10 protein-coding genes are annotated in these 13,655 nt (G+C 52.3%); 7 read left to right on the top strand and 3 right to left on the bottom strand.

Going from position 1 to position 13,655, the window contains the following annotated elements; genetic code table 11:
* Positions 1–19: 19 nt before the first annotated feature.
* The gene (adhE, locus tag ACXI0A_RS12585) at positions 20–2,716 is read right to left on the bottom strand and encodes a bifunctional acetaldehyde-CoA/alcohol dehydrogenase (RefSeq protein WP_476148523.1); all 2,697 of its coding nucleotides are present in this window, start codon (positions 2,714–2,716) and stop codon (positions 20–22) included.
* A gap of 444 nt (positions 2,717–3,160) precedes the next feature.
* Here adhE and ACXI0A_RS12580 point away from each other — a divergent pair, with 444 nt between their 5' ends.
* The 7 genes from ACXI0A_RS12580 to oppF all read left to right on the top strand — a co-directional run bounded on the left by ACXI0A_RS12580 (position 3,161) and on the right by oppF (position 11,773).
* On the top strand, positions 3,161–3,808 hold the full coding sequence (locus ACXI0A_RS12580; protein ID WP_476148524.1) for a YchE family NAAT transporter: 648 nt from the start codon (positions 3,161–3,163) through the stop codon (positions 3,806–3,808).
* A 575-nt stretch (positions 3,809–4,383) separates the two neighbouring features.
* Positions 4,384–6,018, top strand: coding sequence for an ABC transporter substrate-binding protein (locus tag ACXI0A_RS12575; protein ID WP_476148526.1), 1,635 nt, complete (start codon positions 4,384–4,386; stop codon positions 6,016–6,018).
* A 159-nt stretch (positions 6,019–6,177) separates the two neighbouring features.
* Entirely contained in the window at positions 6,178–7,815 is a 1,638-nt protein-coding gene (gene oppA / locus ACXI0A_RS12570; protein WP_224931860.1) for an oligopeptide ABC transporter substrate-binding protein OppA, read from the top strand.
* Positions 7,816–7,896: 81 nt separating this feature from the next.
* Positions 7,897–8,817, top strand: coding sequence for an oligopeptide ABC transporter permease OppB (gene oppB, locus ACXI0A_RS12565; protein ID WP_038646657.1), 921 nt, complete (start codon positions 7,897–7,899; stop codon positions 8,815–8,817).
* Between the two features lie 15 nt (positions 8,818–8,832).
* Positions 8,833–9,741, top strand: coding sequence for an oligopeptide ABC transporter permease OppC (gene oppC, locus ACXI0A_RS12560; protein WP_224931862.1), 909 nt, complete (start codon positions 8,833–8,835; stop codon positions 9,739–9,741).
* 11 nt (positions 9,742–9,752) lie between these two features.
* Entirely contained in the window at positions 9,753–10,772 is a 1,020-nt protein-coding gene (oppD, locus tag ACXI0A_RS12555) for an oligopeptide ABC transporter ATP-binding protein OppD (RefSeq protein WP_476148529.1), read from the top strand.
* Complete coding sequence (gene oppF / locus ACXI0A_RS12550) at positions 10,769–11,773, top strand: murein tripeptide/oligopeptide ABC transporter ATP binding protein OppF (RefSeq protein WP_224931866.1); 1,005 nt, start codon at positions 10,769–10,771, stop codon at positions 11,771–11,773. The genes oppD and oppF overlap by 4 nt, the downstream gene beginning before the upstream one ends.
* A gap of 53 nt (positions 11,774–11,826) precedes the next feature.
* On the opposite strand, the gene ACXI0A_RS12545 is transcribed toward oppF, so the two are convergent.
* Positions 11,827–12,156, bottom strand: a complete 330-nt coding sequence (locus tag ACXI0A_RS12545; RefSeq protein WP_196761379.1) for an HI1450 family dsDNA-mimic protein — start codon at positions 12,154–12,156, stop codon at positions 11,827–11,829.
* A gap of 37 nt (positions 12,157–12,193) precedes the next feature.
* A complete protein-coding gene (cls, locus tag ACXI0A_RS12540; RefSeq protein ID WP_224931868.1) occupies positions 12,194–13,654 on the bottom strand; it encodes a cardiolipin synthase in 1,461 nt (486 codons plus the stop codon).
* Between the last annotated feature and the right edge of the window lies 1 nt (position 13,655).

The raw sequence follows: 13,655 nt of genomic DNA, 5'->3' as shown, positions 1-13,655 counted from the left end.
GTTTTTTGTTTTTAGCCGATTAAGCTTTTTTGGTTTTTCTCTCGATTTTAACCGCTTTATCATCGACGGCTTCGGCTTCGGCTTCGGCTTCGGCTACTGCACCTTCAGCTTCAGAGAATTCACGGCCATAGAAGGTATCCAGCATGATTTGCTTCAATTCAGCAATCAGCGGATAACGTGGGTTAGCACCGGTACACTGGTCATCAAACGCGTCGTCTGCCAGTTTATCGACTTTCGCCAGGAAATCAGCTTCCTGCACGCCTGCTTCACGGATAGAGGTTGGAATACCCAATTGAGTTTTCATCTCTTCCAGCCATGCCAGCAGTTTCTCAATTTTCTGGGCAGTGCGGTCACCCTGAGCACTCAGTCCAAGATGGTCGGCAATTTCAGCGTAGCGACGGCGTGCCTGTGGGCGATCGTACTGACTGAAGGCGGTCTGCTTGGTTGGGTTGTCATTCGCGTTGTAACGGATGACGTTGCAAATTAGCAGGGCGTTGGCCAAACCGTGCGGAATATGGAACTCAGAGCCCAACTTGTGCGCCATGGAGTGACACACACCAAGGAAGGCGTTGGCGAAGGCGATACCGGCGATAGTTGCCGCATTATGCACACGTTCACGCGCCACCGGATTCTTCGCCCCCTCACGATAGCTGGCAGGTAGGTTCTCTTTCAGCAGTTTCAGTGCCTGCAGCGCCTGTCCATCCGAGTATTCGTTTGCCAGCACAGAGACATAAGCTTCCAGTGAGTGAGTGACGGCATCCAGACCACCAAACGCACAGAGTGAGCGCGGCATATCCATCACCAGGTTGGCATCCACAATCGCCATATCAGGCGTCAGTGCATAATCCGCTAACGGATATTTCTGGCCTGTGGCATCGTCTGTCACTACCGCAAACGGCGTCACTTCAGAACCAGTACCGGAAGTGGTGGTGATTGCCACCATGCGCGCTTTCACGCCCATTTTCGGGAACTTGTAGATACGTTTACGGATATCCATGAAACGCAGCGCCAGCTCTTCGAAATGGGTTTCAGGATGTTCATACATCACCCACATGATTTTCGCGGCATCCATCGGGGAACCGCCACCCAGCGCGATAATCACATCAGGTTTAAAGCTGTTCATCTGCTCAGCACCTTTACGTACGATGCTCAGTGTTGGGTCCGCTTCCACTTCAAAGAACACTTCAGTTTCGATGCCGTGCGCTTTTAACACGCGAGTGACTTGATCGGCGTAGCCATTGTTAAACAGGAAGCGGTCGGTGACGATAAAGGCACGCTTAGCACCGTCGGTCGCAACTTCTTCAAGGGCAATCGGCAGTGAACCACGACGGAAGTAGATAGACTTCGGAAGTTTATGCCACAACATATTTTCAGCTCGCTTGGCCACGGTTTTCTTGTTGATCAGGTGTTTAGGTCCGACGTTCTCAGAAATGGAGTTACCGCCCCAGGATCCACAACCCAGCGTCAACGATGGCGCAAGTTTGAAGTTATACAGGTCGCCGATACCGCCTTGCGAAGCTGGTGTGTTAATCAGAATACGAGCCGTCTTCATCTTGTCGCCGAAGAAGTGCACGCGTTCGTGTTGGTTATCCTGGTCAGTGTACAGGCAGGAGGTATGGCCGATACCGCCCATAGCCACCAGTTTCTCTGCTTTATCCACCGCATCGTAATAATCTTTTGCACGATACATCGCCAGGGTTGGCGACAGTTTTTCGTGGGCAAAGGGTTCAGATTCATCCACCAGTTTCACTTCACCGATGAGAATTTTGGTGGTCGCAGGGACGCTGATGCCTGCCAGTTCGGCAATTTTTGCTGCCGGCTGACCTACGATAGCGGCATTCAGTGCGCCATTTTTCAGGATGATGTCCTGAATGGCTTTCAACTCTTTACCCTCTAACAGATAGCCACCGTGGCTGGCGAAACGCTCGCGAACCGCATCGTAGACAGAATCCACCACGATGACTGACTGTTCTGACGCACAAATCACACCGTTGTCGAAGGTTTTGGACATGAGGATAGAAGCTACCGCGCGTTTGATATCAGCGGTTTCATCGATAACGACTGGCGTGTTACCTGCACCCACACCAATCGCCGGTTTACCGGAACTGTATGCGGCTTTCACCATACCTGGGCCACCGGTGGCCAGAATCAGGTTGATATCAGGGTGATGCATTAACTGGTTGGACAGATCCACTGAAGGGACATCGATCCAGCCAATGATGTCTTTCGGCGCACCGGCGGCAATGGCTGCCTGCAACACGATGTCAGCCGCTTTATTGGTGGCATCTTTAGCACGTGGATGCGGTGAGAAGATAATACCGTTACGGGTTTTTAAGCTAATCAGTGCTTTAAAAATGGCGGTAGAGGTTGGGTTAGTGGTCGGGACGATACCGCAAATCAGGCCAATCGGCTCAGCGATGGTGATGGTGCCGAAGGTGTCATCGGTATCCAGCACACCGCAGGTTTTCTCATCTTTATAAGCGTTGTAGATATATTCAGAAGCGAAGTGGTTTTTAATCACTTTATCTTCAACGATGCCCATGCCGGATTCGGCAACGGCCATTTTAGCGAGGGGGATGCGGGCATCAGCAGCGGCGAGTGCAGCAGCGCGGAAAATGGTATCAACTTGTTCCTGACTAAAGTTGGCGTATTCACGCTGTGCCTTTTTTACACGCTCAACCAGTGCATTAAGTTCGGCAACATTTGTAACGGCCATAGTGCTCTCCTGAAGGAAGTTAAACTCTTTTAGTAAGCAAGCCTGAGTTCGAAAGTATAGCCGCGCTAAGCTTATACGTTGGTCAGAGTGGCGAGTTGATTGCCGTTGCTTACTAAAAGGGTTTCCAGGATAAGATACTGACTCACTTCTCAATAATTTCGATGGGGTAAGATTACCCCTGATGAGGTAGGCAAATTTTGATATGGATCAATTTGAGGCCAAGCTGACACCTTTCAGCACCGACTTTAGCAACTAAAGTAAGTCTTACGTTGGTTTTAGTCGGCAGGGATGCAGCCGGGTGGATGGTGTCCAACTTTGCACAGAGGAATACACTGGAAAGGAGTGGAAATAGCAGCATATATTTCCGCTTAACCCACTGGTTTTCCGCCCGGCTTATGCACTACATTAGGCGCGATTTGAAACACTACCTTCGTGGAGCTCACAGTGAACCCCGTGCTACTTGATTTTTCCGGCTACATTAAGTTTTTTGTCGGTTTATTTGCCCTGGTCAATCCCGTGGGGATCATTCCCGTGTTCATCAGCATGACCAGCTACCAGGCCGTCGCTGAGCGGAATAAAACCAACTTCACGGCAAATCTGGCTGTGGCAATCATTCTCTGGACCTCACTGTTTCTCGGGGACGCCATTCTCCATCTTTTCGGCATCTCCATTGACTCATTCCGTATCGCTGGCGGCATTCTGGTGGTGACTATCGCGATGTCGATGATCAGCGGCAAGCTGGGCGAGGATAAGCAAAACAAACAGGAAAAATCAGAGACCGCGATTCGTGAAAGTATTGGTGTGGTGCCGCTGGCATTGCCTTTAATGGCCGGGCCGGGTGCCATCAGTTCGACTATCGTCTGGAGCACGCGTTACCACAGTTGGTTAAACCTGCTCGGTTTCACCGTCGCCATTGCGATTTTTGCTTTCTGCTGTTGGTTACTGTTTCGTGCCGCCCCATTAATGGTGCGCATTTTAGGGCAGACAGGCATTAACGTGATTACCCGAATCATGGGGCTACTATTAATGGCGCTGGGCATTGAGTTTGTTGTCACCGGCATGAAAGCGATATTTCCGGGTTTACTGAATTAATCTGGTCGTATTTTCAGTTAAAAAATAACTTTTGTGATCCATATTGGTGCAGCGAATGAGTTTTTTGCACCAATATGGTGAAGTTATTCGGCTTGCTTAATATGATTGGGCTATCATCACTTTTGCTACTACTTTCTCTCTCTTCGCCAGTTCATCAATAAATATATGTGATAATTATCACAGAATAATTCACTACCTAATTCGTTTTATCCAATAACTATTCGGATGTTTTATCGTTTCAAATAACGTTTCATATTGTTTTCCTAAGGATCGGTAGCAATAACGATAAAATAAAGGATTGCAGGGCGTTTTTGGCGAAAATTCCGACGGAATACTGGTTTATTGCTTATGAAACATCTATTTGAGTAATATTTCAGGATGAAAATTAACACTTCTCCTGTCGCGATCTACATGATAAAAGAGAATTAGCTAACATTTTTGGTGTTTAGCTTTGGCGTGCGGGCATCGGTTCTGATAATTTTCGGCTCATCACAAATTTTTTCCCTGTTAACGACAAATGTGTACGCTTCTTGCTTACTCGCTATCAGGTTTTTATTTAAGGTTGATATTTGTTGATGAAAAGCATGGTAGCGAAAAAGGCTGCGCGCACGTCTCTGGCGCTTTGTCTGGCAGGTTTTATCATTCACAGTCAGGCTTCTGAAATCCCGGCGGGTACGCAATTATCAGCAACACAGCGCATCGTCATCAATAACGGTAGTGAAGTGTCTTCGCTCGATCCGCAAAAAACGGAAGGGGTGCCGGAATCCAACGTCATTCGCAATTTGCTGGAAGGGCTGGTTGAGACCGATAACAATGGTCAGATTGTGCCCGGCGTTGCATCGAAGTGGAGCAACCAGCAGGGGCGTATCTGGACATTCACCTTGCGAGAAGATGCCCGCTGGAGCAACGGTGAACCCGTCACCGCACAAGATTTTGTCTACAGCTGGCAGCGCCTGGCCGACCCTAAAACGGCCTCACCCTATGCAAGTTATTTACAGGCGGCGCATCTCGCCGGTATCGACGCCATTCTGGCGGGCAAAGCCTCATCTGAATCACTGGGCGTGAAAGCGATCGATGCGCATCACCTGGAGGTGACGCTCACTGAGCCCGTTCCCTATTTTATCGATATGCTGGCACACACCGCGATGAAGCCGGTGTATCGTGCGGCGATTGAAAAATCGGGCGAGCGGTGGACGCAGCCACAGAACTATGTGGGAAATGGTGCTTACACGCTGGCTGATTGGGTGGTGAATGAAAAGATTGTCCTGAAGCGTAATCCGCAATATTGGGATAATGCGCGTAGCGTGATTGATGAGGGCGTTTTTCTGCCGATCACCTCCGAGAACAGTGATATCAACCGCTATCGCAGCGGTGGCACGGACATGACCAACAGCGTGGTGCCACCAGACTTATTCAAGAAGTTGCAGCAGGATTTGGGTGAACAGGTCAAAGTCAGCCCTGTGCTCTGCACCTTCTACTATGAAATGAATAACAAAAAAGCGCCGTTCGATGATGCAAGAGTCCGCACAGCGCTGAAGCTGACGCTCGATCGTGACATTATCGCCGACAAGATCATGGGGCAAGGTCAGATCCCTGCCTATGCGCTGACGCCGCCATTTACTCACGGCATCTCGCCAGAAGCGCCGGCCTGGTCGAAGCAAACCCAGGCCGAGCGTAACGCCAGTGCGAAAAAACTGCTGGCAGAGGCCGGTTTTAATGCTCAGCATCCACTGCGTTTCACGTTGTTGTATAACACCTCTGAGCAGAATAAACGCCAGGCTATTGCCGCCGCCTCGATGTGGCAAAAGAACCTCGGTGCCGAAGTGACGCTGCAAAATCAGGAGTGGAAAACGCTGCTGGAGACGCGTCATCAGGCGCAATACGATGTGGTGCGCGCCACCTGGTGCTCGGACTATAACGAGCCCTCAACCTTCCTTAACATGCTGCTGAGCGGTTCCTCAATCAACACCGCGTTCTATCACAGCGATGCCTTCGATAAATTGATGGCGCAAACCCTGACGGTTGCCGATAACACCCAGCGTGCCGCGTTGTATCAGCAGGCGGAAGCGCAACTGGACAAGGACTCGCCTATCGTGCCGGTTTACTATCGCGTCAGCGTGCGTCTGGTGAAGCCCTGGGTAGGCGGTTTTACCGGTAAAGACCCGCAGGATATGCTGGCATTGAAATACTATTACATAAAGAAACATTGAGTAATGTGTTGAACCGGCGCTACAGTCGGACGGCACATTAACGTGGTAAACCCTGAAGGGTGGTAGTGGTCTCTGTTCAGACAGGCAGAGATCTTCCGGAAACGGGGTACGCCGGGCGGTTAACTGACCTGGTGACGATAATAAAACTGGAGCTAAGTAATGAACAACATCACGAAAAAAAGCCTGATTGCCGCAGGCGTTCTTGCAGCAATCGGCGCGCTGGCAGGGAATGCCGCATTGGCAGCAGCGCCAGCAGGCGTTGAATTGGCAGCAAAACAGGAGCTGGTACGTGGTAATGGCGATGAAGTGCAATCGCTCGACCCGCATAAGATTGAAGGCGTGCCGGAAGACAACATCGCACGCGATCTGTACGAAGGTCTGATCATCAGCGATAGCGATGGCAAACCGGTTCCGGGTGTGGCGGAAAGCTGGGAAAACAAAGACTTTAAAGTCTGGACTTTCCATCTGCGCAAAAACGCCAAATGGTCCAATGGCGAGCCGGTTACGGCACAAGATTTCGTGTATAGCTGGGAGCGTTTAGTCGATCCTAAGACCGCTTCTCCTTACGCCAGCTATCCGCAGTACGGCCACATCCTGAATGTCGATGACATCATCGCCGGTAAAAAACCGATCACCGATCTGGGTGTGAAAGCCATTGATGACCATACGCTGGAAGTCACCCTCAGCGAGCCAGTACCTTACTTCTATAAGCTGCTGATCAACTCCGTGATGTCACCGGTTTATAAGCCTGCAGTTGAGAAATTTGGCGATCAGTGGACGCAGCCGCAGAACTGGGTTGGCAACGGTGCTTTCAAACTGGAATCACACGTCATCAACGAACGTGTCACCATCGTACGTAACCCGGAATATTGGGATAATGCGCACACCGTGCTGAACAAAGTGACCTTCCTGCCGATCAACTCAGAAGTGAGTGACGTGAACCGTTACTTCTCTGAGAACGGTAGCGACATCACCTATAACAACATGCCGATCGAGCTGTTCAAAAAACTGCAGCGCGACAATGGTAAAGAGTTGATGGTGAAGCCGTATCTCTGCACCTACTACTATGAAATCAACAACCAGAAAGCGCCATTCACCGATCCGCGCGTACGTACTGCGCTGAAACTGGGTCTGGATCGTGACATCATGGTAAACAAGGTGCTGGCGCAGGGTCAGTTACCGGCCTACAGCTTCACCCCGCCAGCCACCGACGGTATGGAATTGCTGCCGCCAGACTGGTTCAAGTGGGATCAGAACAAGCGTAACGAAGAAGCGAAAAAACTGCTGGCCGAAGCAGGTTACACGGCGGATAAGCCACTGACCTTCAACCTGCTGTATAACACCTCAGATCTGCATAAGAAACTGGCTATCGCCGCTTCTTCGATCTGGAAAAAGAACATTGGCGTGAACATCAAGCTGGAAAACCAGGAGTGGAAAACCTTCCTGGATACCCGTCATCAAGGCAACTTCGATGTTTCCCGCGCGGCATGGTGTGCAGACTATAACGAGCCAACTTCGTTCCTGAACATCATGCTGTCTGACAGCAGTAGTAACACCTCGCACTATAAGAGCGCGGACTTCGATAAAGTGATCCACGATGCGGTGAAAGCGGTAGACGATAAAGCCCGTGTTGCGGATTACCAGAAAGCTGAGCAGATTCTGGATAAAGACAGCACCATTGTGCCGGTTTACTACTACGTCAACGCACGTCTGGTTAAGCCGTACGTGGGCGGTTACACCGGTAATGATCCGCTGGATAAAACCCTCGATAAAAACCTGTATATCATTAAACATTAATAGCACTCAGGCTATCGACAGTGGCGGCGCTGTAGCGCCGCCTTTTTGACTTTGTGAAGCAACAGCCTGGTAGGTACGGCAATGTTAAAATTCATCCTGCGTCGGCTTCTGGAAGCGATCCCGACACTCTTCATCCTGATCACCATCTCCTTCTTTATGATGCGACTGGCACCCGGCAGTCCGTTTACCGGCGAGCGCACGCTCTCGCCTGAAGTGATGGCGAACATCGAAGCCAAATATCACCTGAACGATCCGATCGGTAAACAGTACGTCAGCTATTTAGTGCAGCTTGCGCACGGCGACTTTGGTCCATCGTTTAAGTACAAAGATTACTCGGTTAACTATCTGGTCGGCCACGCCTTCCCGGTTTCGGCCAAACTCGGCCTCGCAGCCTTCTTCCTTGCGGTGATCCTGGGCGTGACGGCTGGGGTTATTGCCGCGCTCAAACAGAACAGTTTGTGGGATTACGCGGTGATGGGGGTCGCCATGACGGGCGTTGTGATACCCAGCTTTGTCGTCGCGCCGCTGCTGGTGCTGGTCTTCGCGATTACCTTGCGCTGGCTGCCGGGCGGTGGCTGGAACGGCGGCCAATGGAATTACATGCTGTTGCCGATGGTGGCGCTGTCTCTGGCGTATATCGCCAGCATCGCGCGTATTACGCGTGGCTCGATGATTGAAGTGATGCACTCTAACTTCATCCGCACCGCGCGCGCCAAAGGGTTACCGCTGCGCCGCATCGTGCTGCGTCATGCGCTCAAGCCGGCGATGCTGCCCGTGCTCTCGTATATGGGACCGGCATTCGTCGGCATCATCACGGGTTCAATGGTGATCGAATCGATTTATGGTCTGCCGGGTATCGGCCAGTTGTTTGTTAACGGTGCTCTGAACCGTGACTATTCTCTGGTGATGAGTCTGACCATTTTGGTCGGTGTGCTGACCATTCTGTTTAACGCGATCGTTGATGTGCTGTATGCCGTGATCGATCCGAAAATCCGTTACTGATTGTGGAGCTCGCCCATGATGTTAAGTAAGAAAAACAGCGAAGCTCTGGATGCCTTCAGTGAAAAACTGGAAGTCGAAGGGCGCAGCCTGTGGCAGGATGCGCGTCGCCGCTTTATTCATAACCGCGCCGCGTTTATTAGTTTGCTGGTGCTGCTGGTGATTACCCTGTTTGTGGTGTTGGCACCTGTGCTGTCGCAGTTCAAATATGACGATACGGACTGGGCCATGATGTCAGCCGCTCCGGATACGGTATCAGGCCACTGGTTTGGTACCGATTCATCCGGACGTGACTTACTGGTGCGCGTGGCGATTGGCGGTCGTATCTCATTGATGGTCGGCATCGCCTCCGCGTTGATCGCGGTGCTGGTGGGCACGCTATATGGCTCACTGGCGGGCTATCTCGGGGGTAAAATCGACTCCGTAATGATGCGTATTCTGGAAATCCTCAACTCCTTCCCGTTCATGTTCTTCGTGATCCTGCTGGTGACCTTCTTTGGTCGTAACATCCTGCTGATTTTTGTGGCGATCGGCATGGTGTCGTGGCTGGATATGGCGCGTATCGTGCGTGGCCAGACGCTGGGCCTGAAGCGTAAAGAGTTCATTGAAGCGGCACAGGTGGGTGGAGTTTCGACCTTCAATATCGTACTGCGCCACATCGTCCCGAACGTGCTGGGTGTGGTGGTGGTGTATGCCTCATTGCTGGTGCCGAGCATGATTTTGTTTGAGTCCTTCCTTAGTTTCCTCGGGTTGGGTACGCAAGAACCGCTGAGCAGTTGGGGCGCACTACTGAGTGATGGCGCCAACTCAATGGAAGTTTCGCCCTGGTTGCTGATGTTCCCGGCGGGTTTCCTTGTGGTCACGCTGTTCTGTTTCAACTTTATCGGCGATGGCCTGCGTGATGCCCTCGACCCGAAAGATCGTTAAGGAGTTTCCCGATGACCATACATGAATTTCAGCCAGCGATGGCTGCACGTGCGGGAAACAGTAACCTGCTGCTGGAAGTAAAAGACCTGCGCGTCACCTTTGGCACCCACGATGGTGATGTCACCGCGGTCAACGACCTCAACTTTTCACTGCGTGCCGGCGAAACCCTGGGCATCGTAGGCGAATCGGGATCGGGCAAGTCACAGACCGCTTTCGCCCTGATGGGGCTGCTGGCCAAAAACGGTCGCATTGGTGGTTCGGCAAAATTCAACGGCAATGAGATTCTCAATCTCCCGGAGAACAAACTGAACAAGCTGCGTGCAGAGCAGATTGCGATGATTTTCCAGGACCCGATGACCTCGCTCAATCCTTACATGCGTGTGGGTGAGCAGCTGATGGAAGTCTTGAAACTGCATAAAGGGATGAGCAGCGCGCAGGCGTTTGAAGAGTCCGTGCGGATGCTGGATGCGGTGAAAATGCCGGAAGCGCGCAAGCGCATGAAGATGTTCCCGCATGAATTCTCTGGCGGCATGCGTCAGCGTGTGATGATCGCTATGGCGCTGCTGTGTCGTCCTAAATTGCTGATTGCCGATGAACCCACCACGGCGCTGGATGTGACGGTGCAGGCGCAGATCATGACGCTGTTGAATGAGCTGAAACGCGAATTCAACACCGCGATCATTATGATCACCCACGATCTTGGGGTGGTTGCCGGTATCTGTGACAAGGTGCTGGTGATGTACGCCGGACGTACCATGGAGTATGGCCGTGCACGCGATGTGTTCTATCAGCCTGCGCATCCTTACTCGATTGGCTTACTGAGTGCGGTACCGCGCCTGGATGCGGAAGAGGGCGAATCACTCACCACCATTCCTGGCAACCCGCCTAACCTGTTGCGCCTGCCGCAGGGCTGTCCGTTCCAGCCACGTTGCGCCTTTGCGATGGACGTATGTACCAAGTCACCGCCGCTGGAACCTTTCGCTGAAGGCCGTCTGCGAGCCTGCTTCAAACCGGTGGAGGAATTAGCATGAGTACCATCATCGAAGAGAAGAAAGTCTTGCTGGAAATCGCCGATCTTAAAGTGCATTTCGAGATCAAAGACGGCAAACAGTGGTTCTGGCAGCCGCCAAAAACGCTGAAGGCGGTGGATGGCGTCAGCCTGCGCTTATATGAGGGCGAAACGCTCGGCGTAGTGGGCGAATCGGGCTGTGGTAAATCCACCCTGGCGCGCGCCATCATTGGCCTGGTAAAAGCCACCGAAGGCCGTGTGGCGTGGTTGGGACGCGACCTGCTGGGACAGAGTCAGGATGAGTGGCGCCAGGCGCGTAGCGATATCCAGATGATTTTCCAGGACCCGCTGGCCTCGCTGAACCCGCGCATGACCATCGGCGACATTATTGCCGAGCCGCTGCGCACCTACTATCCGAAGATGCCAAAGCAGGAAGTGAAGGATAAGGTAAAAAACATGATGATGAAGGTTGGGCTGCTGCCAAACCTCATCAACCGTTATCCGCACGAGTTTTCAGGTGGTCAGTGTCAGCGTATTGGTATTGCGCGTGCGCTTATCCTTGAACCTAAGCTGATTATTTGCGATGAGCCGGTTTCGGCGCTGGACGTGTCGATTCAGGCGCAGGTGGTGAACCTGCTGCAGAAATTACAGCGTGAAATGGGGTTGTCGCTGATCTTCATCGCGCACGATCTGGCGGTGGTGAAGCACATCTCGGATCGTGTACTGGTGATGTATCTCGGTCATGCGGTTGAGTTGGGCACCTATGATTCGGTGTACAACAATCCACAGCACCCGTACACCCGTGCGCTGATGTCTGCGGTGCCGATTCCGGATCCCGATCTGGAGAAAAACAAACAGATTCAGTTGCTGGAGGGTGAGTTACCTTCGCCAATCAATCCGCCATCAGGCTGCGTATTCCGCACCCGTTGTCCGATTGCCGGACCTGAATGTGCAAAAACGCGTCCGTTGCTGGAGGGCAGTTTCCGCCATGCGGTATCTTGCCTGAAGGTCGACCCGTTGTAAGGTCGAAAAGAAAACGCCGGGCAATTGCCCGGCGTTGTTTTATTCGTTAGCGATTATTCACGCCAGAGAATGTGACACAGCTTGTGGTCTTTCTCGCGGCACAGCAGCACGCGGGCAAACACATCGGTAATCGGCTCGCCATCCGCTTCACCCAAACCAATCACTACTTCGGCGAAGAAGTCCGGATTGAGATCAAAATCAACATGCTCCTGCCAGTCTTCAGCCGGATCAAACAGCTCTGCGCCGCCGCGCTCTTCAAACTGCAGATTGAACAGAATGATGTCAGCCGGATCGAGGTTATCACCAGCCAGCTCCAGAAAAATGTCGTAAGCCTGCTCCAGCGTTTCATCTTCGGTAAGGCGATTATTTAAATCCATGGTCATTCCTGCTTGCTCTGAGGCGGTAATATTTTCGCTCGTTTTACAGTAAAGGGCTAAAGAAGTAAAACAGTCGTTCAACGATGCGCTGCCACCACGCACGTTTAGCCCAGCGCGCGCCATCCAGCAAGCGTGAGCGGGCGATATAGTCATCCTGCACCGTGGCCAGATCGCTGCCAAATCCATCATCATCGATGACCAGTGTGATTTCAAAATTGAGCCACAGGCTGCGCATATCCAGGTTCACGGTGCCAACCAGACTCAGCTGCCCATCGACCAGCACGCTTTTGGTGTGCAGCAAACCGTCTTCAAATTGGTAGATTTTAACGCCTGCTTCGAGCAACTCGGTGAAGAACGCGCGACTGGCCCAGCCGACCAGTAGCGAATCATTATGGCGTGGCACCACAATGCTGACTTCCACACCGCGTTGTGCCGCGGTGCAGATTGCGTGCAGCAGGTCGTCACTGGGGACGAAATAGGGGGTAGTCATGATCAGTTGTTCACGTGCGGAATAGACCGCCGTTAACAGCGCCTGGTGAATCATATCTTCCGGGAAGCCCGGCCCGGAAGCGATCACCTGGATGATATGACCGCTTTCCTGCTCAAACGGCATGATATTGGCATCAGGCGCAGGCGGCAGAATGCGTTTGCCGGTTTCGATCTCCCAGTCGCAGGCGTAAACGATGCCCATGGTGGTCGCGACCGGCCCTTCCATACGCGCCATCAGATCGATCCACTGGCCCACGCCAGCATCCTGCTTAAAGTAGCGTGGATCGACCAGATTCATGCTGCCGGTGTAAGCAATATAGTTATCGATGAGCACAACTTTGCGATGCTGTCGCAAATCCATCCGGCGCAGGAATACACGCAGCAGGCTCACCTGTAACGCCTCAACCACGTCGATGCCCGCGTTACGCATCATATTCACCCACGGGCTGCGGAAAAATGTCACGCTACCCGCGGAGTCCAGCATCAATCGGCAATGCACACCACGGCGCGAGGCGGCCATGAGCGATTCTGCCACTTCGTCCGCCAGCCCGCCGGGATGCCAGATGTAAAACACCATCTCAATATTGTGGCGTGCCAATTGGATGTCACGGATCAACGCGTGCATCACGTCATCAGAGTTAGTGAGCAGCTGTAGCTGATTGCCTTTGACACCCGCAATGCCCTGGCGATGGTGGCAGAGTTCAAATAATGAGCGTGCAACGTCACTGTGTTCAGTGGCGAAGATGTGCCGGCACTGTTTGAGATCGTTTAGCCACCTGGCGGTAGAAGGCCACATGGTGCGCGCGCGTTCAGCCCGGCGTTTACCCAGATGGAGTTCACCAAACGACAGATACGCGATAATACCCACCAGCGGCAGAATATAGATGATCAGCAACCAGGCCATGGCGGACGTCACTGCGCGGCGTTTCATCAGAATACGCAGCGTGACACCCGCAATCAGCAACCAGTAGCCGAACAGCAGCAACCAACTGATTAGGGTATAAAATGTAGTCATT

This window comes from Pantoea sp. C1E2 (genome assembly GCF_056491465.1).
Note: the sequence above shows the minus strand (reverse complement) of the source record. Positions and strands in the feature narration are given on the sequence as shown.